The organism is Aliiglaciecola lipolytica (assembly GCF_018860635.1).
Taxonomy (GTDB): domain Bacteria; phylum Pseudomonadota; class Gammaproteobacteria; order Enterobacterales; family Alteromonadaceae; genus Aliiglaciecola; species Aliiglaciecola lipolytica_A.
In genome coordinates this window covers 546,917-572,002 of sequence record NZ_JAHKPT010000021.1, presented here as the reverse complement: position 1 = coordinate 572,002, position 25,086 = coordinate 546,917, and the positions used below count along the sequence as shown (strand labels likewise).

The 25,086-nt window shown below is 40.7% G+C and carries 19 protein-coding genes; 12 read left to right on the top strand and 7 right to left on the bottom strand.

Annotation, left to right across the window (positions count from 1 at the left end):
• Positions 1–36: 36 nt before the first annotated feature.
• A complete protein-coding gene (dnaK, locus tag KO530_RS10955) occupies positions 37–1,965 on the bottom strand; it encodes a molecular chaperone DnaK (RefSeq protein WP_216048443.1) in 1,929 nt (642 codons plus the stop codon).
• 103 nt (positions 1,966–2,068) lie between these two features.
• Positions 2,069–2,686 (bottom strand): nucleotide exchange factor GrpE, encoded by a 618-nt coding sequence (grpE, locus tag KO530_RS10950; protein WP_216048442.1) that lies wholly within the window; start codon positions 2,684–2,686, stop codon positions 2,069–2,071.
• 227 nt (positions 2,687–2,913) lie between these two features.
• Between grpE and KO530_RS10945 the strand changes: the two genes are divergently transcribed.
• Positions 2,914–6,276 carry a PAS domain-containing hybrid sensor histidine kinase/response regulator gene (locus tag KO530_RS10945; RefSeq protein ID WP_216048441.1) on the top strand — a complete coding sequence of 1,121 codons (3,363 nt, stop codon included), beginning with the start codon at positions 2,914–2,916 and terminating at the stop codon, positions 6,274–6,276.
• A gap of 249 nt (positions 6,277–6,525) precedes the next feature.
• On the opposite strand, the gene KO530_RS10940 is transcribed toward KO530_RS10945, so the two are convergent.
• The 4 genes from KO530_RS10940 to KO530_RS10925 all read right to left on the bottom strand — a co-directional run bounded on the left by KO530_RS10940 (position 6,526) and on the right by KO530_RS10925 (position 11,263).
• Positions 6,526–7,170 carry a PEP-CTERM sorting domain-containing protein gene (locus KO530_RS10940; protein WP_216048440.1) on the bottom strand — a complete coding sequence of 215 codons (645 nt, stop codon included), beginning with the start codon at positions 7,168–7,170 and terminating at the stop codon, positions 6,526–6,528.
• Positions 7,171–7,796: 626 nt separating this feature from the next.
• On the bottom strand, positions 7,797–8,156 hold the full coding sequence (locus KO530_RS10935; protein ID WP_216048439.1) for an MmcQ/YjbR family DNA-binding protein: 360 nt from the start codon (positions 8,154–8,156) through the stop codon (positions 7,797–7,799).
• Positions 8,157–8,227: 71 nt separating this feature from the next.
• A complete protein-coding gene (locus KO530_RS10930; RefSeq protein WP_216048438.1) occupies positions 8,228–8,869 on the bottom strand; it encodes a response regulator in 642 nt (213 codons plus the stop codon).
• A 129-nt stretch (positions 8,870–8,998) separates the two neighbouring features.
• The gene (locus tag KO530_RS10925; RefSeq protein ID WP_216048437.1) at positions 8,999–11,263 is read right to left on the bottom strand and encodes a TonB-dependent receptor; all 2,265 of its coding nucleotides are present in this window, start codon (positions 11,261–11,263) and stop codon (positions 8,999–9,001) included.
• 247 nt (positions 11,264–11,510) lie between these two features.
• Between KO530_RS10925 and KO530_RS10920 the strand changes: the two genes are divergently transcribed.
• From KO530_RS10920 to KO530_RS10870, 11 genes are all read left to right on the top strand, one after another.
• Positions 11,511–12,806 carry a GntP family permease gene (locus KO530_RS10920; RefSeq protein WP_216048436.1) on the top strand — a complete coding sequence of 432 codons (1,296 nt, stop codon included), beginning with the start codon at positions 11,511–11,513 and terminating at the stop codon, positions 12,804–12,806.
• A gap of 86 nt (positions 12,807–12,892) precedes the next feature.
• Complete coding sequence (locus KO530_RS10915) at positions 12,893–14,077, top strand: E22 family MetX-like putative esterase (RefSeq protein ID WP_216048593.1); 1,185 nt, start codon at positions 12,893–12,895, stop codon at positions 14,075–14,077.
• A gap of 12 nt (positions 14,078–14,089) precedes the next feature.
• Positions 14,090–15,109, top strand: coding sequence for an extracellular catalytic domain type 2 short-chain-length polyhydroxyalkanoate depolymerase (locus KO530_RS10910; RefSeq protein WP_216048435.1), 1,020 nt, complete (start codon positions 14,090–14,092; stop codon positions 15,107–15,109).
• Positions 15,110–15,112: 3 nt separating this feature from the next.
• A complete protein-coding gene (locus KO530_RS10905; protein ID WP_216048434.1) occupies positions 15,113–15,880 on the top strand; it encodes a 3-hydroxybutyrate dehydrogenase in 768 nt (255 codons plus the stop codon).
• A gap of 87 nt (positions 15,881–15,967) precedes the next feature.
• On the top strand, positions 15,968–16,843 hold the full coding sequence (gene nadK, locus KO530_RS10900) for an NAD(+) kinase (protein ID WP_216048433.1): 876 nt from the start codon (positions 15,968–15,970) through the stop codon (positions 16,841–16,843).
• A gap of 91 nt (positions 16,844–16,934) precedes the next feature.
• Positions 16,935–18,626 carry a DNA repair protein RecN gene (recN, locus tag KO530_RS10895; protein ID WP_216048432.1) on the top strand — a complete coding sequence of 564 codons (1,692 nt, stop codon included), beginning with the start codon at positions 16,935–16,937 and terminating at the stop codon, positions 18,624–18,626.
• 112 nt (positions 18,627–18,738) lie between these two features.
• Positions 18,739–19,095, top strand: coding sequence for an outer membrane protein assembly factor BamE (locus KO530_RS10890; RefSeq protein ID WP_216048431.1), 357 nt, complete (start codon positions 18,739–18,741; stop codon positions 19,093–19,095).
• Between the two features lie 277 nt (positions 19,096–19,372).
• A complete protein-coding gene (locus KO530_RS10885) occupies positions 19,373–20,962 on the top strand; it encodes an ABC-F family ATPase (protein ID WP_216048430.1) in 1,590 nt (529 codons plus the stop codon).
• A gap of 36 nt (positions 20,963–20,998) precedes the next feature.
• The gene (locus tag KO530_RS10880; RefSeq protein ID WP_216048429.1) at positions 20,999–21,490 is read left to right on the top strand and encodes a LabA-like NYN domain-containing protein; all 492 of its coding nucleotides are present in this window, start codon (positions 20,999–21,001) and stop codon (positions 21,488–21,490) included.
• 96 nt (positions 21,491–21,586) lie between these two features.
• Entirely contained in the window at positions 21,587–21,877 is a 291-nt protein-coding gene (locus KO530_RS10875; protein ID WP_216048428.1) for a YebG family protein, read from the top strand.
• A gap of 333 nt (positions 21,878–22,210) precedes the next feature.
• Positions 22,211–23,824, top strand: a complete 1,614-nt coding sequence (locus KO530_RS10870) for a Na+/H+ antiporter NhaC family protein (RefSeq protein ID WP_216048427.1) — start codon at positions 22,211–22,213, stop codon at positions 23,822–23,824.
• A gap of 17 nt (positions 23,825–23,841) precedes the next feature.
• On the opposite strand, the gene KO530_RS10865 is transcribed toward KO530_RS10870, so the two are convergent.
• On the bottom strand, positions 23,842–25,041 hold the full coding sequence (locus KO530_RS10865) for a serine hydrolase domain-containing protein (RefSeq protein WP_216048426.1): 1,200 nt from the start codon (positions 25,039–25,041) through the stop codon (positions 23,842–23,844).
• Positions 25,042–25,086: the final 45 nt, after the last annotated feature.

The window sequence follows — 25,086 nt, the reverse complement described above, 5'->3', positions numbered from 1 at the left end:
TATCAATTACCTGCCAATTACGACAGGTTAAGACGCTTATTTCTTATCGTCTTTCACTTCTTCGAACTCAGCATCAACAACATCGTCTTCAGCTGTCGCATTTTCTGTTTGCGGTTGTTCTGCACCAGCAGCAGCGCCTTCAGCAGCAGCTTTAGCTTGAGCAATTTCCATCAACTTAGCAGAAGCTTGAATCAATTCTTGAGTCTTGACTTCAATTTCCGCTTTGTCTTCACTCTTAACAGCTGCTTCAAGTGCTTCAATTGCAGTTTCGATGGTTGCTTTGTCTTCCGCTGGTAAGTCGTCACCGGCTTCTTCAATTTGCTTTTTGGTACCGTGGATCATTGCATCAGCTTGATTACGTGTTTGTACCATTTCTTCAAATTTCGCATCAGCATCTTTATTTGCTTCTGCGTCAGCTACCATTTTTTCAACTTCAGATTCACTCAAACCAGAAGAAGCTTGGATAGTGATTTTCTGCTCTTTACCGGTATCTTTATCTTTGGCAGATACATGTAAAATACCATCAGCATCAATATCGAAAGTTACTTCAATTTGAGGAGCGCCACGTTGTGCTGGACGAATACCTTCTAGGTTAAATTGACCTAGAGATTTATTGCCAGACGCTTGCTTACGCTCACCCTGTAATACGTGTACAGTTACAGCAGACTGATTATCTTCTGCAGTTGAGAAAGTCTGAGATTTCTTAGTAGGAATCGTAGAGTTTTTCTCAATCAATGCAGTCATAACACCGCCCATTGTTTCGATACCAAGAGACAATGGTGTAACGTCTAGCAACAATACATCTGTAACATCACCGGCTAAAACACCACCTTGAATCGCAGCACCTGCGGCAACAGCTTCATCAGGGTTAACATCTTTACGCGGCTCTTTACCGAAGAATTCAGTTACATATTTTTGTACTAGTGGCATACGAGTCTGACCACCAACTAAAATAATGTCGTTGATATCGCTAACGGATAAATCAGCATCGGCCAAAGCCTGCTTCACTGGTTCAAGAGAAGCTTTTACCATATCTTCAACCAATGACTCTAACTTAGCACGCGTTACTTTAATAGTAAGGTGCTTAGGACCAGACGCATCAGCAGTGATGTATGGCAAGTTAACTTCTGTTTGTTGTGCAGAAGATAATTCAATTTTAGCTTTTTCACCGGCTTCTTTTAGACGTTGCATTGCAAGTGGATCTTTACGTAAATCTACGCCTTGATCTTTCTTGAATTCGTCAACTAGGTAGTTGATTACACGGTTATCGAAATCTTCACCACCTAGGTGAGTATCACCGTTAGTCGCTAGTACTTCAAATGTGTGCTCGCCTTCAACTTCATCAATCTCAATGATTGAGATATCGAAAGTACCACCACCAAGGTCATAAACAGCAACGACGTTATCACCTTTTTTCTTGTCCATACCGTATGCTAGAGCAGCGGCAGTTGGCTCGTTGATGATACGTTTAACTTCTAGACCGGCAATTTTACCTGCATCTTTAGTTGCTTGACGTTGTGAATCATTAAAATAAGCAGGAACAGTGATAACCGCTTCGGTGACTTTTTCACCCAAGTAATCTTCTGCTGTCTTTTTCATTTTTTTCAGTACTTCAGCTGAGATTTGTGGCGGAGCCAATTTCTCACCCTTAACTTCAACCCATGCATCACCATTATCAGCTTTAGTGATAGTAAATGGCATGATGTCGATGTCACGTTGTACTTCTTTATCTTCCCAACGACGACCTATAAGACGCTTAATTGCGTATAAAGTGTTTTGTGGGTTAGTCACTGCTTGACGTTTAGCAGGTGCGCCTACCAAAGTTTCGCCGTCGTTACTGTATGCGATGATAGATGGCGTTGTGCGATCACCTTCCGCATTCTCAAGAATTTTAACTTTGTCGCCTTCTAAAACTGCGACACATGAATTTGTTGTACCTAAGTCGATACCAATGATCTTACCCATTAGCGTGTCTCCATTAAAAAATTATTAAAACTAAGTCTTATCATTTGTGGGGTTATTCTGATTTTTTTCAATGTTAAATGTAAAAAAATCTCCACAAAAACTCTTATGCTTCGATGTCAACGCCACCTTCAGCGGCTCTAGAAACCATTACCATCGCAGGACGTAGCAACCGACCGTTAATTTCATAGCCTTTTTGCATGACAGCCATCACCGTATTAGGAGGTAGCTCTGCATTTTCTTGCATCGACATTGCCTGATGCAATTCTGGATTGAAGGGTTCACCCTGCGGATCTATCACTTTCAAGCCAAATTTTTCTACTGTGCTTACGAATGACTTAAGGGTGATATCCACGCCTTCAATCATAGGTTTAAGCGATTCGTTATCCGGATCAGCTAACTGAATAGCTCGCTCCAAATTGTCTGCTACAGGTAAAAGCTCTCCTGCAAAACGCTCTAAAGCGAATTTACGCGCTTTTTCTACTTCGCCTTCTGCGCGGCGACGAGCATTTTCCATTTCAGCTTTAGCGCGCAAAACCGAATCTCTTTGCTCGTTTACAGTCGCTTCTGCTTTAGCTAATGCTTCTTGTAACTTTGCAATTGTTTGTTCGGAATCACCGGCATCGGCATTTTCAGCCGCTTGCTCAACTTCAGCTTGTTCCGCTTGGTTGAATTCAGGTTGTTCCTGTTGATTATCATCTGTTGGCTGTTGCTCTTTGCTCATGCCTTACTCCATCGCCTTTTTCACTTAACTTAATCGGATTAACTTCGAGTTGCGTTATTAATGGGGTTTGTTTAAACGGCTTCAAGGGCAAAGACCCCAGTTTTTTTAATGAAATAGAAAAAACATTTCCAATTGGAATTAAAAGCAATCGGTTTTATAGTGAGTTTGGCTGAAAAAACTAATTAAATTTCAACTAATAGCCGCTGCAAAAGGATATGTACTAATCCATGTTTAGCCTTGTTTCCATGTCGACTGTCATTTTCATGTATTTGATCGCCTTGTTTTTGGTTGGTTATTTGGGCGATAAATATTTACGGCAGGGACGACAACATCCGATAATTTATAGTTTAGCCTTGGGCGTTCACTGCTCATCATGGGCGTTTTTTGGTACAACAACCCAAGCAACACAATACGGATGGGCGTTTGTACCAACTTATTTAGGCATTATATTAGTGATGCTCTTTGGTTTTGGTACGTTACGGAAAATAGCAGAAATATGCCAACGGAATAATATTAGTTCACTTGCCGATTTTATTGGTATGCAATACAACAGCGCAAATTTGCTAGCCGCAACAGTGTCGTTACTGTGTTTTATTGGTGTGGTGCCCTACGTGGCTTTGCAGCTCGATTCGGTAGTTGACAGCTTGACACTATTAACTAATGAATCCTCCACCAGTATGGGATTGTATGTCGCAATAGTGCTTGCCATATTAGCTATTTTTTTAGGGGCTCGCTCGTTTGACTTAACCGATAAAAAGCCCGGATTAATGCTAACCGTGGCGTTTGCCTCATCTTTGAAACTTATTGCTCTGAGTTTTGTTGGAATTTTCGTTTGTTATGAGTTATTTAACGGCGTATTCGACTTAATGGGTAAAGCTCAGTTATCGACTGAAGCCCAACAGGTTTTACATACCAACTCAGGGGGTTGGGTGTATGTCAGTCATGTTCTATTAGGCATATGCGCGATGTTTTGTCTGCCGAGGCAATTTCATGTGAACTTTGTGGAATACAAATCAAAAAATGAGCTCAATACTGCCAGGTGGTTATTCCCATTGTTTTTAGTGGGGATGGGATTGTTTGTAATGCCTATCGGCCTAGCAGGCCACATAATTTTTGATCAACAAGATATTTCCACAGATATCTATGCGCTGGCACTGCCACTGAATTCAAATAGCGCGATTACAACATTGGTGAGTTTTATTGGCGGGTTAGCCGCCGCAACCAGTATGGTGGTCGTAGCCACCTTAGCTGTTGGGATAATGATTTCTAACAACCTAATTACGCCTGCTTGGGTCAAATTCAAATTAATTAATCACAAACAGAATAATTTAAGTCCCGCCATCATTTTGTTTATTCGACGGCTAACTATCGCTTCGGTATTAGCCGTCTCCTACTTTTATCATAAAGATGTGAGTTCAGGCTCCCCGCTGGTCAACAGCGGCATAATTGCCATGGCACTATTGGCGCAAACATTTCCGATGATGATTCTGAGCCTTTATTGGCAAAAATCGAGTAAATTAGCTGCCTATGTTGGGCTTTTAGTTGGCGCTGCAGGTTGGTTTTATTGGTTGCTTTGGCCCAGTATTACCTCAAGTTACTATTTTGATCCTACGCCAACAGATTTGGAATTAGGACGAGGATTTATATTTAGTTTATTAGCCAATGGCATTTGCTTTGGGCTGATCACTTGGTTTTTCCCCTCTGCCCCACAGAGTCAACAAAATAGTCCTAAGAATAGTTTCCCACAGAAACAACCGATTAAATTGTCTAAGTTACTAGCACTGACACAAAATGTGCTCAATCAAGATGAACTTGATGGAATCAAAAATAAACTAGGTGATGCGGCACAAAGCAGTTATGCCAGTATCAATATTGTCGAATCGGTGGAAAGTATGTTGGCGGCCAAAATAGGCGGCGCAAGTTCAAGAATATTAATTTCAGCCATAGCAGAAAAAGATGAAGTTCCTCTGACAGAATTAGTCGAATGGGTGGAAGAAGCCGCGCAAACCTTTCAATTTAATCACGAGATTCTACAATCCAGTGTTGAGCATATCCAGCAAGGTATCAGTGTTATCGACCCAGATCTGAAATTGATAGCGTGGAATCAACGATATATACAAATGTTCGACTACCCTGAAGGTTACATACATGCCGGTATCTCAATGCGCAAAATTCTGGCGTTTAATGCCCAGCGGGGATTGTTTGGTAGTTTAGACAATCCGCAGCAGGAAATAGACAAAAGGATCGAATATATTAAACAAGGCAGTATATATAAATATGTTCGTAAACAACCCAATGGTCAGGTGATTGAACTCAATGGTGGCCCACTTCCTGGAGGTGGATTTGTTACCACCTACAGCGATATTACAGAATATATGGAAATTCAACAGCAATTAGAATTAGCCAAATCGCAATTGGAAAAGCGAGTGGATCTGCGCACTGAAGAACTGAAACATTCCAATCTAGCGTTAACCAAAGCCAAGCTGCTTGCCGAAAGAGCAAATGAAAGTAAAACGAAGTTCTTAGCCGCTGCAGGACACGACTTAATGCAACCTTTCAATGCGGCAAGTTTGTTTGGTGAACTAATACAGCAAAAATCAAACGAACCGGAAATAAAACTATTAAGCCAATCTTTAAATGACTCTATCAATAACGCTGAAGAACTACTTTCACTGCTTTTAGACATGACAAAACTAGAATCTGGGGTACTTGAATCCCATATTCAAGAGTTCCCCATTGATGATATTTTATCGCCTTTATTCAACGATTTTAATCTGATCGCGCAACGAAAAAACTTGAATTTGATTTACGTGCACAGCAGCGCTGTTGTAATTTCAGATAAAAAACTACTTAAGCGTATTATTCAAAACCTATTATCTAACGCAATCCGATATACCCAAGCGGGAAAAATTCTGATCGGATGCCGTCGCAGCAAAAACCAGATTAAAGTGTGCGTATTGGACACCGGACCAGGTATTTCGAGCACTGACCAAGGTTATATTTTTGAAGAATTTAAACAGTTAGATAAAACCAATATTCAGCAAGGCTTAGGGTTAGGACTGACAATAGTCGATCGTATTTCGTCACTGCTGAATCACCCTATTCAACTGCAATCGCAGATTGGCAGAGGCAGTAACTTTTCTGTCTCTTTACCACTTAGCAAACAACGAAAAAGCCGAGTTAAATCTACCGATACTGGGTTGGCAAAAACCGAGATTTTGCATGGTAGAACCGTATTATTGGCCGAAAACGATCCGCAAACTCGCGAGGCTGTCGTTCAGTTATTAGAGAGCTGGGAAGCTAACGTCGTCAGTGTTGAGAGCCTAGAGGATGTTGAAAAAATAGAGCAAAACATAGACCTCATGCTGTTAGATTTTCACTTAGATAACCAGTTAACAGGGTTAGACATCGCCAACCGTCTTAGGAATAAACTGCAATACAATATTCCAGGCATCCTAAACTCTTCCGATCGCAGTGACATTATGCGAGAAAATGCGCAAAAAGCGGACCTTATGTTTTTACCTAAACCCCTAAAAAGTGCCGCGTTAAAACGAATGTTACGAAAAATTGGCTGGGCTAAAATCGAATAAAATCGCGTGGTAATTAAGATACGAAAAAGTCGCTTGGCGTTAACAAAATAACTTGAATTAGTCCTAACTTAAACTGACAGTCGCAGCGAAAAGCGGACATTGAAAGGACTAATTAACAATGTCTGCTGATACGATATACTGTGTTAGTTTCGCCTTACGGCAAATGCTAGCCAACTACGGACTCAGACTGTATCAAATCTCAGGCAATAAAAAGCCCACCTAAGTGGGCCAGTGGATGAAGAGTTCTGTTTACGCCTTTTTGCGGCGTGAGCAGCCAAGCCCCAGAAGGCCAAGCCCGAAGAGAGCGAGTGTAGCAGGGACTGGCACTGGTTGCGCCGGCGAACTTCCAATTGTCAAGTCACGTGTCAAAATGTAACCGCCACTGATACGGAAAAAGCTAATATCTGCCTCTGCCCGTTGTATGCCACGGAAAGCGCCACCATTTGTCGCACCGGGCGTCGATATCGCAGCTAGCGTGTGTAAATCATAAGTTTCAAGCACAGCCATATCAAACCCAAGCGCTTCAATGATAGGATTATTTCCATACGGCAACCCAGAATCAAGTACAGCATAATTCATGAATCCACCGACGAATCCGAACAATCCACCAAGATCAAAGGTAATCGTGCTGCTTGGGCTATTGGTTGCAACCCAAGAAGAATTCCAACTCCCATTAGTTGCAAGACCGTAAGGTGCGTCACCGTAATAGAACTGAGGATCACCTGAGATACTGATCCCATCGACAACCACTGGACCTGCCGAACTGTTAACTCCAGTTTGAGTGAACGCCGTTGTAGTGCCATTTCCCGGATCTACAGTAATAAGCGTAGCTTGAGAGGCGCCAGCAATAAAAAAGCTAAGCAGTAATAACATTGGAGTGTATTTCGATTTCATTCTCTGTCTCTTATAATTGCGTCATTTCCCTTTGAGCTAGCAAAACCAATGCTAAGATATTTATCCAATAAATATCAATAACTTACAAAAAACTCTCTTTATCTCAATGATTTTTGTAGAAAGTCTTGACACTCCTGCGTCAGATATTTCCCACAATCCCTGCAGAAGTGTTAATTTGCATTATGACTGATTGGTTTAGCATCACCTCGATTTAAGAAAAAAATCTTAATGCTACTGACTTAGTATCAAAATTAATTGGCGAAGACGATATGTCTTAATTTATAGTAACCAAACGATATAACCCAATGTTGTCAATAATCATCAAGAAGCATCTTCCAATTAGCTTGATACTTTTTTTGCTTACAAAGCAACGTTATTCGACGGATGTGATTTTCTAATGTTCGTTTTGACATCATGATTTTTGGCATGTATTGAGTATAGTTTAACGGCCGGTTATGGCTCATTTCTAACTATCAGATTAGGTCAAAGCATTTGACCATAAATACCAGATCGAGTCTTAGCTACTACAAATAACTTATTTCAAGAAGATATTCTTGCCCCGATCACACACCCATTTGGTTGACCGCGGCTAGTGAGTATTAGCAAATGGATCAGTTGATTATCTGCTAATGTAAACCAAGCTCTTGTTGTTTTGTTTTGCTTAACCCTTTCGAGACTAAGCGATAAGATTCAATTAGGTAATATTCTAACTCTTCGTTACTGTGTGAGTCGGATTCAATTTGTTGAATCCACTTCATACCTCGATTGGCGAAATAAGGGGCTGGAATGTATCCTTGCCGTTCGCACAAAAAATAATAGTTTTGTTCAGAAGTTTTGAAAGTAAACGCAGGTTTTTTATCTTTACTCCAGCCACCAATAGCAAATACTTTTCCGCCAACTTTCCACACATGTGAATTGCCCCATTGCATAACATAGGTCGTTGCTTTGAGTGCGCCACAAAAATGATTAAACTCGTCGTAATTCATATTGATTGTTTAGGTTCACCGTTTAAAATAATGCTCAACAGCCAGTTAATCTTCGGCAATCAAAGAAAATATCACACTTGATTCATAAGCTGTTTAAATAACACCCCTGCTTGAGTTCGATTATTTAGCTTTAGCTTTTTAAGAATGGCTGAACCATGCTGTTTTATGGTGGTTTCTTTAATGCCTAGTTCATAAGCTATCTGTTTATTTAACAGGCCATCAGCCATCATTTTAAGTACCACAAATTGTTGTGGTGTTAATTGTTCTAAATTTTTCGCAAATTCAGACTCTTCGGCGGGTAACTTTGCTTCAACCTGAGCAATCAGATGTTCTGGCAACCATTGCAGGCCATCCAATACTTGTTCGATGGCATTTGCAATTTCAGACAATGAACTGGATTTTGGAATAAACCCACTGGCTCCCAAATTAATCGCTTTTTGGATAATAAGTGGTTTTTCCTCACCTGAAACAATCACCACTAACACATCAGGATGCAACAAGCGGATTTGGCTCAATCCAAATAAACCGTCATTGCCAGGCATATTCAAATCCAAAAATACCAATTCAATTTGGGGATCATGATTTAATGCCGACAAGGTTTCTTGCAAGGTTGAGGTTTCAGTGATGTCGTCATCCAATAGTGCACTCACAGCCTGCTTAAGGGCAATGCGAAATAACGGATGATCATCGGCGATAAGCGCTTTAACTGACATAATGAATGATTTTACAAGACTACTATGACTGGCAGCATATGAAAGGTTACTGCCAAGCTCAAGTTATATTAATAATAAAAACAAAAAAAGGGCGACCAAGTCGCCCCTTGGGAACAACACAAAGTGCCGTTAGAAAGTGTAACCTACTGTTAGGTGAACAGTACGGGGATCGCCGTAATAACCGATCAACGTTGTATCACCACCTAAGCCAGGTAATAATTCACCATCGGCAGTTCGGCCACCGGTAAAGTTGTAACCACCCACTCGATATTCTTCGTCAGTCAGGTTCTTGGCATGCAATCCAGCAGTCCATTGACCATCATCGCTATACCAATTTAAGCTTAAGTTAACTAATCCATAGCCTTCTTGACGTAACAATTCATCAGGTGATTCGAATAATTCGTAATCATCGCGATAGTAATAGTTACCATTGAAAACGAAGTCGCCCATATCAGTGGTAAACTCGTATTTCACACCCGCATTAAAGGTAAAGTCAGGAGTATTTGAAATCACAAAATTATCAGATAAATCAATGGGGTTACCCGCTGCATCTACCGAGAATACTTCGGTGAATTCTGCATCAATTGTACCTAATGCACTGGTGAAGGTTAGCCCTTCGGTGACAATATAAGTAAGTTCAATTTCAAGACCATTCGCATCAGACTCCCCTACGTTAGCGATTCGTTGTGTAGGCTCCGCTAAATCGTCCGAAGGTACATTTACAACATACTGTCTGTCGGTGTAATCCAATCTAAATAAAGTAGCGTTAAGTCTAAATGAATCGGTTACGTCACTTTTCATACCGATTTCATAAGAATCGACTATCTCAGGCGCAGCTGCTGGTTGGAAGAAAGTCGCGCGAGGGTTGTACATTCCAGATTTGAAACCTTGTGAGTAACTTCCAAAGAACATGGTTGAGTCAGTCAAGGCATATTCCAAACCAAGTCTGGGGGTTAAACGAGACCAAGTTTCAGTATCATCAATCACCACATTCGGCGCATAATCAGGTCTGACATAGCCATCAACCCAATCAGAGTTTGGATAAGCTTGGCCCAGTCTTGTGCCCGCTTCCACTACACCGTGTTTTTCGTCTTTGGTGTAACGAAGCCCTACTGTGGTAGATAGTTTATCGGTTATGTCGTAAGACATTTGTCCGTACAAAGCTAAGCTTTTGGTATCTGTACAACCACTTTGCTCGATTGAAATTCCAAATGCCATTAAGTAAGCATCGTATATTCCACAAGCTTCTGCATCATAATAATAAGCGCCAGATACGAAGGTAATGTCATCACCAACATAGTTAAGTTGGAATTCTTGGGAGATCTGTTCATCGGTATAAGTTGCTGGCGTATCAAAAATACCTAGCGGCGTGCTGTCAAAATCGATATTGGTTGGCGAGTCACCTTCACGACTAGCAGTAACCGATTTAAATGCCCAACTATCGTTGATGTCCCACTCAACCGTTAAGCTCATGCCTTCGGTTTCAACTTTGTTCCAGGTAGGCAAACTTGAATATGAATCGTAAACACTATCAGGTTGCGGAGCATCCGTTAGGATACTATCTGACAATCTGTAACCACCTTTGGCATTTGACTCGTCTTTGGTCTTGTCATAGTTAAAGCGAACAAATACGTCCTCGTTTGCTTGGTACTCCAAGGTAAAACGTGCAGCCTGAACATCTTTATTATAGTTTTCAGTATCTTGACCTTCTGGCGCAACAAGAAATTCACCAAAACCATCACGATTTAACGTTGCAACCGCAAAACCAAAGAATAAGTTGTCAGTGATAGGGATTTGCCCCATTACTTTTAAGTCTTTTTGTGAGTAACTTCCCACTGTCGCATTCACGGACAGTTCAGTATCACCGGTCATTTTCTTGGTAACGTATTTAATCGCGCCACCAATTGTATTTTTTCCGTATAAAGTACCTTGAGGCCCACGAAGAACTTCCACTCGTTCCAAATCGAACAAGTCTAAAACTGCGCCTTGGGGTCTAGAAATGTAGACATCATCTACGTAAACACCAACACCTGGTTCAAAACCCCAAACAGGATCTTGTTGCCCCACACCACGAATAAATGCAGTTAATGTAGAGTTCGTTCCGCGACTCACTTGTAAAGTTGTATTGGGTGATTGCTGTTGGATCTCAGTCATCACTGACATCCCTTTTTCCATTAATTCTGTGGCACCTAATGAGGTAACAGAAACAGGGACTTCTTGTAGACTTTCAACCGTTTTACGAGCAGTAACTTCTATTCTTTCTAAACCACCTTTAGATTCTTCTTGTGCCGCTACTTGCCCTGAAAGACAAGATAAAGCAACAGCTGATGCGAGTGTCGAAAGTTTTAAAAACTTTCCCTTTTGAACGATAGATTGTGTGTGTGTGTGTTTCATAGAGTGTCCTTCTTACACAGTTTCTTTTTATACAATTATTCGATTCGCTGCGGTCACAGTGACAGTGTGATTACTCTAATCTACTTCAAAATATTTTACCTTAGTACCATAGTACTATGTCCCAAAAGGTAAAAAAGATTAACACTATATACCGCGCTCAAAACTGTATTTAGATACACGAAAGAGCGAAATGATATGACTCTCTGCGGTCACAGATTTTTGTATCATTAAAAAAAAGGGAATAAAAATGCTGAGTCTAATTGGCTTAATCGGCGGCTTATTTTTGCTCATAGTCTTGACTATCAGAGGCATGAATCTTTTTATTGCAGCCCCTCTATGTGCTCTAATTGTTGCGTTAACGAGTGGTTTACCTGTCTTTATCGGCGATACCAATTTTGTAGAAACCTATATGTCGGGTTTTTCTGGATTCGTAGCAAACTGGTTCTTCATGTTCTTATTGGGAAGCCTGTTCGGTAAATTCATGGAAGATACTGGCGCAGCTGATGCTGTGGCAAAGGCAATTATTGGGCGCTTGGGTAAACAACATGCGGTAGCCGCAGTGGTCATTGCCTGTGCAATCCTAACCTATGGTGGGGTGAGCGTTTTTGTCGTGGCATTCTCTGTTTACCCCATGGCTTTGAGTCTGTTTAAAGACGCCAACTTACCAAGACGATTCATTCCTGCGGCACTGGCTTTTGGCTCTGTTACGTTCACTATGACATCAGCAGGCTCACCCGAAATACAAAATTGGATCCCGATAAAATATTTAGGTACATCCCCTTTTGCTGCATGGGAAGTCAGTTTAGTGGTGGCAATTTTCATGGCGACATTGGGATTCTGGTGGATCAGAAGAATGATGAACAAAGCGTTAGCCGCCGGTGAACGATTTGAAAGCAAAGATCACGACCCTAAAATTTCAGAACGAGATTACCCTCATTGGGTCACAGGTTTAATCCCCTTGTTGGTGGTACTGGTTTTATCCTATACCTTCCATGAATCGTTACAACAAATGGCGCTGATCGTTGCGTTAGGTGGCGGAGTATTAACCTTGATGATAATCAATTTCAAATACTTCCATAACCTAACCGCAGCAGTTGGCGTGGGTACAACAGGTGCGCTTATCGCCATTGGTAACACCGCAGCAGTGGTTGGTTTCGGCACTATTGCTAAATCCACACAAGCGTTTCAAACAGCAGTGGAAGTCATGACTCAAATTCCAGGAAACGAATTAATAGGCGCAGCGATTGCGGTTAGTGTTATCGCAGGCTTAACCGGTTCGGCTTCAGGAGGACAAGCAATAGCGTTACCTTTAGTTGGGCCACACTACATGGATCAAGGTGTCGATCCTGAGCAGTTACATAGAATCGTTTCAATCTCTTCTGGTGCGTTGGATTCACTGCCCCATAACGGTTATGTTGTAACAACCATTCGAGGCATTTGTCATGAAACACATCAACGTGCTTATTGGGCAGTAGGTGCATTGACGGTGGTTATTCCACTGATTGGATTAAGTTTAGCCATCGCACTGTTTACTTTCTTTTAAATTTGTAAGTGGATATGAGGAGAATAGAGTTGAGATTACATCCTACCATCTGGCTAAAAGGCTGTTTTTTGCTGTTATGTTTAAGCATGCAATCGGCTTGTGCGAATACCCAAAGTAGCGCAGCCAATGTGGTCAGTTCTGCTGAGGTTGAACCTTTACCTTTGGTTCAAAAAAAGTCATTTACGACTAAAAACTTCCAGACATTTGGCGAAAAAAGTATTGAAACGGTCACTGTAGGTTGGGAAAGTTATGGCCGCCTGAACGCCAACAAAGACAACGTAATATTAATAACTCACTATTTTACCGGCAACTCCCATGCTGCCGGAAAGTATCAACACAGTGATAGCGCAGCGGGATATTGGGACGCCATCATTGGCCCAGGTAAAGCCATTGATACCAATCGTTTTTATGTTGTAAGTGTAGATAGCCTAGCCAATTTAGGTGCCCATGATCCCAATGTGATCACAACCGGCCCGGCCTCAATGAATCCAAAAACAGGTCAGCCATACGGTCTTGATTTCCCGGTAGTAACCATTCGTGATTTTGTAAACGTCCAGAAACAATTGCTAACGTCGTTGGGAATTTCAAAATTATATGCCGTAGTAGGTCCCTCTATGGGCTCAATGCAAGCTCTGGATTGGGCAGTTGCTTATCCTGACTGGGTAGAACGAATGATATCGGTTATCGGTGCAGGTGAAGCAGACGCATGGACATCGGCTAAACTCGAACATTGGTCGACACCCATCAAATTGGATAAAAACTGGCAGCAGGGAAATTATTATTCTGGCCTGCCGCCAACAGACGGATTAGTGGCCTCTTTAATGCTAATAACCCAAGATGCACTCTACCCTGATTTTTTTAATCAAGTTGGACAATCTATTGATTTTTCCCCATCCGAAGTAGCGCCACTTGAAGATATTCGACAATCACCAAGCATCGTTAATTGGTTGCGAGCAAGGGCTGAGGCACGGGCGGAGGCGATGGATGCAAACCACCTATTGTATTTAGTTCGAGCCTGTCAGTTGTACATTGCTGGCCACCAAGGTGATTTAAAGAATGCGCTAAAAAAAGTTAAGGCAAAAACCTTATTTTTACCGGCAGCCACAGATCTTTTATTGATGCCATATAATTTGCAGGCTACACATCAAATGCTATTGGATAATGGTAAAGACAGTCAGTTATCGATTTTGCCGGGAACCTTAGGGCACTTAGAAGGTGTCACAGGTATTACTAATCACGCCGCGCTAATCCAATCTTTTTTAAATAACTAGGTTAACAAGCATATGAGAAAATTACGTAATTTGGTTATCTGTATGGGATTAACCACTAGCCTGTCCATTAACGCCGTTGTTAATGCCGAGACTGTAGAATTGGATTTAGATATTGACGAGATCACTGTGTCAGGGCTATCTAGCGGTGGATATATGGCAAATCAGTTTCACATTGCTTATTCTGATTGGGTAAAAGGTGCCGCCATTATTGCAGCAGGCCCCTATTATTGCGCTCAAGGAAGTATCACTACCGCGCTATCTGAATGTGTTAACAAACAATCCGCAGAATTCTCGCTGGATGTATTAACAAACCAACTAAGCCAATATGCAGAACAAGGATTAATTGCCCCGTTATCTCATTTACAAGACAGTAAAGTTTGGTTACTACATGGCAAATTAGACGCAAAAATCTCGCCCCCAGTAGCCAATGCCCTTTATCAGCAATATCAAGGGTTAGTTAAAGACGAAAACCTAACTTATATAAAAGATAAACCTTTTGCCCATCACTTCCCTACCCTGGCAACGGGATCTTCTTGTGATAGCTCAGAATCGCCCTTTTTAGGAAATTGTAACTACGATGCAGCGGGTGAGTTGCTTAATTTTTTACACCCAGATTTAACGGCACCTTCAGCTGCATCTAGTGGCCAGATCAAACAAATTGACCAACATGAATTAGGCGGAGATCCTGCCGAAAGTATGGCCGAGAAAGGTTTTGTATATGTGCCTAAGAGCTGTGCACAAGGTGAAGAGTGTCAAGTGCATGTGAACTTTCACGGATGCAATCAAAATGCTCAAACTATTGGTCAAGATTATATCAAAAACAACGGTTTGAACCGTTGGGCTGATAATAATCAGTTAATCATTTTATATCCTCAAACCACTACATCAATGATGCTTCCAATGAACCCTCAAGGATGTTGGGATTGGTGGGGGTACACTGACAAAAATTATGCTACAGCCCAAGGAAAACAACTCCAAGCTGTAAAAAATATCGTGAAATCACTTGCCGTTCAATCGAAATCTAAAGGATAAAAAATGCAAAATAAAACCATATTAATCACCGGCGCTGCAAGTGGGATTGGCTTTGGTATAGGCCAATATTTAGGAAAAATGGGACATAAGATCATTGTTGCCGATATTAATGCCCAAGCCGCTCAAAATGCAGTTGATAAATTAGTTGCAGAGAATATTAATGCTCAGTCTGTTGAATTAGATGTGAGTGACGCCGCCCAGATAGAAGCGTTACCGGAAAAACTGTTGCCAGATACTGTCGATGTGCTGATCAACAACGCAGGCATCCAACATGTATCTCGTTTAGAAGATTTTCCCGCACAAAAATGGCAACAACTAATCAATATCATGCTTGTTGGCCCCGCACTATTAAGCAAAGCGTTTTTGCCCCATATGCGCGAACAAAATTACGGACGCATTATCAATGTTGGTTCCTTGCACTCGGTTGTCGCCTCCCCCTACAAATCCGCTTATGTCGCTGCCAAACACGGGTTATTGGGATTTGCTAAAACCTTAGCGCTAGAAACAGGTGATTGCGACGTGACGATCAACACCTTATGTCCAGGCTACGTTAAAACCCCTTTGGTCGAGCAACAAATTGCCGCCCAAGCAATAGAAAATGGTATCAGTGAAGAAGATGTTATCAATAAAATCATGCTTGAGCCTATGCCTAAAAAAGCCTTTATAGAAATTGAAGAACTGGCCAGCACAGCGGCTTTTCTAATCAGTGATGCCGCTAAAAATATGACCGCTCAAGCGCTAGTAATTGATGGAGGTTGGACCGCTCGGTAAACATTTATTGAGACAGTGTTAACTATCATGCTTGGTTTTCATTACTAAGCATGGTTATACTGAGTTTTTGAATTTAAATAGAAAGTTATGCCTTTTAAAACTATTGGTCTGATTGGAAAGCCTGCACATGAAGGTGCAAACAAGAGCCTTAACGCTATATTGCAATTCCTTAAACGAAAAGGATGTCGAATTCTTGTCGAAACAAAGGTTTCTGGCATGCTACAAGGAAATGGTTTTGAAACGGCTGAGTTAGAAAACATCGGCTTACAAGCAGATCTAGCCATTGTTGTGGGTGGTGATGGCAACATGTTAGGGGCTGCCAGAATACTGGCTAAACACGACGTAGCAGTGGTGGGTGTCAACCGTGGCAACCTTGGTTTCTTAACAGATATCCACCCAGACGATATAGATCGTCAGTTAACCTGTTTGTTCAATGGTGAGTTTGTCAGAGAACAGCGCTTTATTCTGCAAGTTGATGTATTTCGTGACGGTATACAACAAAGCTCCAATTCGGCTATTAATGAAGTCGTGCTGCATCACGGTAAAGTAGCCCATATGATGGAATTCGAAGTATACATTGACGATAACTTTGTTTTTAGTCAGCGCTCCGACGGACTCATTGTGGCCACACCCACAGGTTCCACAGCATACTCCCTGTCTGGTGGTGGCCCGATTCTAACGCCTAACTTAGATGCCTTAACATTGGTGCCAATGTTTCCCCACACCTTGAGTAGTAGACCAATAGTGGTAGATGCCAACAGTGTAGTGAGAATGAAAGTGTCTAATGATAACACCGATAATCTACAAGTAAGTTGTGACAGTCACATTGCACTCACTGTGTTTCCTGGTGATGAAATCCATATCAAAAAAAATCAAGACAGATTGTCTCTGATCCATCCAAAAGATTATAACTACTTCAACGTTCTTCGCACCAAACTAGGCTGGGGTTCGAAACTCTATTAACTTTTAGCGTGCAAATAGCAATTCTACTTTACAACTAGAAATTTATGTATATATTTACAGTTACTGTATGTATAACCATGTGTTTGTTTTTATGTTAATTCACTTATCTGTACAAAATTTAGCAGTCGTAAAGTCATTAGACGTCGATTTTAAGCAAGGTCTTAGCGTTATTACCGGTGAAACCGGGGCTGGTAAGTCTATTGCTATTGATGCCCTTGGGTTATGTTTAGGAAATCGTGCCGATGCTGGTATGGTGCGACCTAGTTGCGACAAAGCGGATGTTTGTGCAACCTTTGATATAACAAATCTTCCCAAAGTTAAATCTTGGCTAAATGAGAATGACTTAAGTGAGCAAGAAACATCGGAAAACGAACATCAAGAGCTAATGATTCGACGCGTAGTTTCCTCTGAAGGCCGTTCAAAAGCCTATGTAAATGGTTATCCCGTTCCGGCACAACAACTCAGAAGTTTAGGCTTACAATTAATTAGCATTCATGGTCAACATGCCCATCAATTATTGCTTAAATCTGAAATTCAGAAGCAATTGGTCGATAATTTTGCAGAACATGGCAATTTAGTCAGTGATGTTAAGCAGCAATATGAATTACTTAACACTGCCCAGAAGCAAATGGCCGTGCTATTGGCTGGTACGCAAAAACGTTCAGATCGTCGAAATTTACTGCAATATCAGGTGCAAGAATTAGATGAATTCAATATCGCTGAAAATGAATTTATTGAACTGGAATTAGAGCATAAAAAATTAAGTAACAGCCAAGCTTTGTTAGAACAATCACAGAAGAGCTTTTATCAACTATATGATGCTGATGAAGGCAGCGCTTTAAATGCAGTGCAAAGTAGTATTGATATGCTCGGAGAATTGCAAGAGCATGATCCTGAATTAGCGCCTATCGTTACCATATTAAACGAAGCACTCATTAATATTGATGAAGCCTCTAGCCAATTGCGCGCCTATACTGACCGCTTAGAAATTGATCCCATGAGGATGCAACAAATTGAACAACGTTACTCTCAAGCGTTAGATTTGGCTAGAAAGCACGGTGTGCGTCCTGAAGGACTGTTTGAGCATCATCAACAATTGTCTACTGAGTTAGCCGAATTAGATAATCAAGACGAGTCTCTGGAGGAATTACAGGGCAAACTCACGGTATTACAACAAAATTATATCAGTGCAGCAGAAAAACTAAGCGCCAGTAGAAGCAAGGCAGGCAATAAATTAGCAAAATTGGTCGAACAACATATTCAAGAGATGAATATGTCGCAGGCAAAATTCTCAGTGTGCGTAGAATTTGATGCCGAACTTGCTCCCTCCCCCTCAGGTTTAGACAAAGTGAAGTTTTTAATTTCCACAAACTTAGGCATTAAAGCGGATACTTTAGAAAAAGTAGTCTCCGGTGGTGAACTTTCTAGAGTTGGTCTTGCCTTACAAGTGATTAGTGCCAAAGGTAACTTAATTCCAACTATGATTTTTGACGAAGTGGATACAGGTATCAGTGGACCCACGGCATCTGTAGTTGGAAAGTTATTGCGGAAACTCGGTCAAACAAGCCAAGTCATTTGTGTAACCCATTTACCGCAAGTAGCAGCAAGTGGTCATCAGCAAATGTTTGTGACTAAGTTTTCAGATAAAAAAACCACTGAAACACACATGATTTGTTTACAAGAAAATGAACGAATTGAGGAATTAGCTCGCCTACTAGCTGGGGACACTTTGACCAATTCAGCTATTGCTAATGCAAAAGAATTACTCAGCAGTTATCATTAGTCTCGATTAATTATTGATTGCAGACCTAATGCTGAGTTAGCATGCGTGTCCAGAAATAAGCTGGCTCATTGGGCTAAGCTAGATTAATTATTTAACTTAAATGAAAGAATGAATGAAGTATAAAAGTATAATAGCGGCTGTTGTAACAACATTATTGTTGTCTGGCTGCACAGATTGGATATACCGTATTGACGTTCCCCAAGGGAATTTCCTACAGGAAAAAAGCGTTAAACAACTGCGTGTTGAAATGACCAAAGAACAGGTTATTTACGTACTAGGGCGTCCAGTGGTTCAGGATTCTTTCGACCACGATACTTGGTATTACATATACGAGATGAAACGCGGTATGAGCAAGCGAGGTGAAGACTTTCGCAAAGAGTTAATCATTCATTTTGAAGATGAAAAAGTGGCTAGCGTAACTGGTGACTTTGAGCTTTCCGAAGATTTTAATACACCGCTAGATCAATAGTTCTTCTCTAATTTATCGAATCTTTTCCCCGCCTGACATATTTAATGGAAGGTGGGAAAATCGATGATTTCTGCCATCACTGTGCTGCAATCTAATTGTTAGTTAACCTATCTTATTGATAATTCATAATATCCCACCATTACCCTAGCCCAAAACGCGATTAACGGGTTAAAACGGTGCTTCGCGATTTAAATCAACAAACCCCATCAAAATAAAGTTATTTGTGGCATAATCCTGCGCAAAATTTATATGTCTTTAATCTATAGGAATTGCCAACGTGTTAGCTACTGCCAATATCACCATCCAATTTGGTGCCAAGCCTCTTTTTGAAAATGTGTCCGTCAAATTTGGAGAGGGAAATCGTTACGGTCTTATCGGAGCTAACGGTTGCGGTAAATCCACGTTCATGAAAATTCTAGGTAATGATTTAGAGCCATCTTCAGGTAACGTTACAAAAGATCCTAATGAAAGAATTGGTAAGCTTAAACAAGATCAATTCGCCTTTGAAAAATATTCAGTAATCGATACTGTTATTATGGGCCATGAAGAGCTGTGGAAAGTCAAAGAAGAACGAGATGCGATTTATGCTAATCCGGAAATGACAGAAGAAGATGGTATCAGAGCAGCCGAACTGGAATCTGAATTTGCCGAAATGGATGGATACACTGCTGAGTCTCGCGCGGCTGAATTGCTTACCGGTGTGGGAATAGAAGAAGCTTTACATTACGGTCCAATGAGCGAAGTAGCACCAGGTTGGAAATTACGGGTGTTGTTAACCCAAGTTTTATTCGCAGACCCGGATATTATGCTGTTAGACGAACCCACCAACAACTTGGATATTGATACTATTCGTTGGTTGGAAGATACACTTAATTCACGTAACTGTACGATGATTATTATTTCTCACGATCGTCACTTCTTAAACAGTGTTTGCACCCATATGGCTGACCTCGATTATGGTGAGTTACGACTTTTCCCTGGCAACTATGATGAGTACATGACCGCTGCTACTCAATCCAGAGAACGTTTACTGTCTGACAACGCCAAGAAAAAAGCACAAATTGCAGAGCTAAAAACCTTTGTCAGTCGCTTCTCAGCTAATGCGTCAAAATCTAAGCAAGCTACATCTCGTGCCAAGCAAATAGACAAAATCCAACTGGATGAAGTAAAACCTTCTAGTCGTCAAAATCCATTTATTCGTTTTGAACAAGATAAAAAGCTGCATCGATTAGCCCTAGAAGTAGAAGGTTTGAGTAAATCCTTTGAAACTCCCCTATTCTCTAATCTGGATTTAATGATCGAGGTAGGCGAACGGGTTGCGATCATTGGTCCCAATGGCGCAGGTAAAACAACCTTAATGCGTTGTTTATATGGAGACATTGCAGCCGACAGCGGGAATGTAAAATGGTCTGAAAACGCATCTATAGGCTATTACGCGCAAGACCACGCTCATGATTTCGAAGAAGACAAAACCTTATTAGATTGGATGTATCAGTGGGGTAAAGAAGGCGATGATGAACAGGTTATTAGAGGAACACTAGGCAGACTATTGTTTTCTCAAAAAGAAATTGATAAATCAGTTAAAGTCATATCTGGTGGTGAGCAAGGTCGAATGATTTTCGGCAAGCTTATTTTGCAGAAAAATAACGTATTACTAATGGACGAACCAACCAATCACTTAGATATGGAGTCCATAGAATCGTTAAACTTAGCCCTTGAAAACTACCCAGGCACACTGTTGTTTGTTAGCCATGACCGTGAATTTGTATCTTCATTGGCAACCCGGATTTTAGAGATTACTGAAGATGGGATAATCGACTTCAAAGGCAACTACGAAGATTATCTAAGCAGTAAAAAGCTCGTTTAAACAAACTAATTTAAATAACCTGTGGGCGGTATCAGTATGCAAAATAAAGCTAAAAACATCGGCGTTTTTGTTGATGTGCAAAATGTTTACTACACCTGCCGACAGGCTTATCAAAAACAGTTTAATTATCGCCAGCTTTGGCAACAACTTTCAGAACACGGCAATATAGTTGTAGCCAACGCTTATGCGATAGCCCGCCAAGATGACCAACAAATTAAATTCCAAGATGCCCTTCGGCATATTGGTTTTGAGGTTAAACTAAAACCCTTTATTCAACGCAGTGATGGTACCGCCAAAGGTGATTGGGACGTCGGTATTACCGTTGATATGATCGACCAGTCAGCGCATTTAGACGAAGTTATTTTACTCAGTGGGGATGGCGATTTCGCGGTACTGATGGGCTACATTAAAACTAAGTTTGGCGTTTCTACACAGGTTTATAGCGTGCCTAAATTAACCGCCAAAACATTGAGTGATTGTGTCGATGTGTATCATTCAATTGAGGCTAATTCTCCGTTACTCAAATAAATAAATATCAATCACAATTAATACTGTCCAAACATACAGTAGTTTGTTATATTTAATTTCGACGGCACAAAACCTACTGAAATTTGAGGATATATTATGGCGATTATTGTGAAATATGTTGTTGAGCGAAATGGAGAAGAGAAACTTGTGACTTCAGACAAAAAAGCCGCTGACCAATATGACAAAATGCTTGATGTAGCGGATAACCTAAGTACCTACATTCAGGCTAAAGGTATTAAATTACCTAATGATGTATCTGAAGAACTCACCATCATGCTGTCTAAAAACAAAGACGTGATAGCGAAGTTATTTAAAGGTACTGATGCAGATTCAATTTTAGAGCAAGAAAAAGCAGAAGTGGTAAAAATGGATAAGAAGAAAGCGTAAGCAACACACTACCCGAAATTATCGTAAAGCCCCTAAATTATCCGAATGCTAAAAAACACGCTTACACTTTTGTGTAAGCGTTTCTTGCACTCCCTCGAAACAATGTATCCATCAAACTCTAGGTTCGGACTAAACCTGTATGCAAAAAACTATAACAATTCCGCCACTCTATCATTGAATAAATACAAGCTATAGACTAATATTTGTACACAATCATTCTGGTTTATATTCCATAGGTCAATAAGTAACTCAGAAGTGCGAAAAAACTGTATCGTGTCATTATTTTAGTATCAGTATTTGGCAAAATTGAAATTGATCAGAAGGATCTGGACTTTGAAGCTCAATAACCTGTTTATTGCCATTAGTGTAATCATTCTTTCTGTTGGATCTGTACTGTATGCTCCTCCATTTGATGCGCAACATCCTAGTTTCATCGCAGTAATACCTCCTGTACTTGCTATTTTGTTTTCATTTATTTTTCGTCAGGTTATCGTCTCGATGATTATGGGTATATGGTTTGGGGCTTGGGTAATTAATGGCGCAGATATCAATGCAGTAATTACCAGTTTATTTGACGTTCCCGCCAAGTATGCAGTATCAGTATTAGTTGATAGTGAACACATTATGTTGATCCTTTTATCTGTGTTTATTGGTGGCTTGATGGCCGTTATTTATCGCAATGGCGGAATGCTGGGATTAGTGAATATAATTTCAAAAAGGGCCAATACGCGCAAAAAAGCACAATTAAGTGCTGCGTTTATAGGCATTTTGATATTTTTTGACGATTACTCCAACACGCTATTAACCGGTAATACGATGCGACCATTAATGGATAGATTAAGGGTATCGCGAGAGAAATTGGCTTATATCGTAGATTCAACTGCCGCGCCAATTACTTCAATTGCCGTTATTTCGTTATGGGTAGGATTTCAAGTTGGACTCATAGAAACTGCAACAAAATCTATCACTGAATTAGAAAGTCCATTTATGCTGTTTATCCATTCGATTGCATACAGTTTTTACCCAATTTTAGCACTTTTTTTTGTTTTTATTGTCGCTTCAACAGGCAGAGATTTTGGTCCTATGTTAGAAGCAGAAAAAAGTGCGTTGAAGACACTAAATGAAGAAAATAAAATTGATAGCCCGCAAAATAGCATTAAAATCTCTTCTGCCTATAACGCAACTATTCCTATATTCGTTTTAGTTTCCAGTATGCTAACCGGGCTATATATTACTGGCGACGGTAACACGCTATTTTCGATAATAAGTTCTGCTGATCCGTTTAAATCACTTTTAATCGCTGGTTTTGTGGGCTCGATTGTTGCCATAGTCATGTCAGTTAGTCGTAAACTGATGTCCCTTAATCACGCCATAGAAACCTGGGGTGAAGGAGTCAGCTCAATTACCAGTGCTGTTATTATTCTCGTTTTAAGTTGGTCATTGGCGCAGTTAACTCAAGAGATGAACACAGCGCAATATATAATCACTCAACTAGGTGATTCAGTTTACGCGCCAGTCTTTCCGGCAATTGTGTTTGTATTGTCAGCAATCATAGCATTAGGTACAGGATCATCATGGGGAACCATGGCAATCCTAGTGCCATTAGTTATACCTTTAAGTTGGAAAATAATTAATCAAGACATAGATATTCCAGCTGCTGCTAATATGCACATATTTTATTCGTCAATATCAGCAGTTTTAGCTGGTTCAGTCTGGGGCGATCATTGCTCGCCGATTTCAGATACCACGGTCTTATCTTCTATGGCATCAAAATGCGATCATATTCAACACGTTCGCACCCAAATGCCTTATGCACTGCTTGTCGGGTTTGTCGCAGTAATGTTAGGCACCTTACCTGCTGGCTTTGGCTTCCCATGGTGGCTTGGTTTGCTCGGCGGTGCTGCATGTTTAATAGTTACAATGCGAATCATTGGTAAACGAAGCTAATCAAATTATCTGACTTATTATTCGTTTGCCTGCAAATCAATTGCAACCTTAATCCGATCTATAAATTCAAAGCGTTTCCGATTCAAATCGGCATCGCTAGCTGTTGGCCAATTACCATTGAAGGCAATCACAAGATTTCTATTTGGATCAATAAATATAGTTTGCCCAAATATACCTCGAGCAGTATAACTTCCGTCATTGAATGTCCACCATTGATACCCATAGCCTCTGTCGGGAAATCCATAGTCAACTTGTTTAATTGTCGCTTTTGCTACCCAATCATCAGGAAAAACCGACTCCCCTTCTATTTGCCCATTTTCCAACATAAACAAACCATAGCGGGCAAAATCACGTAAGCTAGCTTGAATACAACATCCTGATATTTCGTTACCATCAGAACCCAAAATCCAAGTCGCTTTTTGTGCCATCCCAAAGGGCTGCCAAATTTTTTCAGTCAAATATTCGCTAATATTACGCCCAGTTGCTCGTTCAACTAAAATACCAATTAGGTTGGTTTCCCCTGTAGAGTATTGCCATTTTTCACCCGGTGGGTAGGCTCTAGATAAACCACGCATGTAACTCACTATCGTGGGCAAGCCATCTTCTGCTTTATGATTGTTGAACATGGCTACATCTGAATTTGGATCAGTGTAATCTTCATTCCATGCAACACCAGAGGTCATGGTAAGTAATTGTTCAATGGTTACATTATCGTAAACAGAGTCTTTTAAGCCGGTAACATATTCAGAAACATTGTCGTTAAGACTGCTTATGTGGCCTTCTTTTAAGGCAATACCAACAAGACTTGAAGTGAATGATTTAGCCATTGAAAAGCTAGTCCACCTGGAGTCAGCTGAATGTCCGAGACTATATTTTTCAAACCTGATTTTGCCTTTATGCAGTATTAAACCACCAGCTAAACGCTGCTCCTCAAAAAAACCATCGATATCTTCATTTAGTATCAATTCCTCGCCGATAGGCAACTCTTTTACTTTGCTACTTGGCAGCATTTCGCGAGACTTAACGAGAAGAGAAAACTGATCCATAACTTGGAAAGCAGCATCACGCTGACTTTGACTCCAAAAAAGAACATCAAGAGCTTCAGGTGGATCTAAAATAAGCGAACGCCATTTAGGACCAACCCACCACCACCCTAAGGCGGAAAAAATCAACAATGCTGTTAGCGCACGACCCATCCATTTCAACGTTTTATTCATATTATTTTCTTTCCATGATTATCTAAATACGTACACAAGCTAATA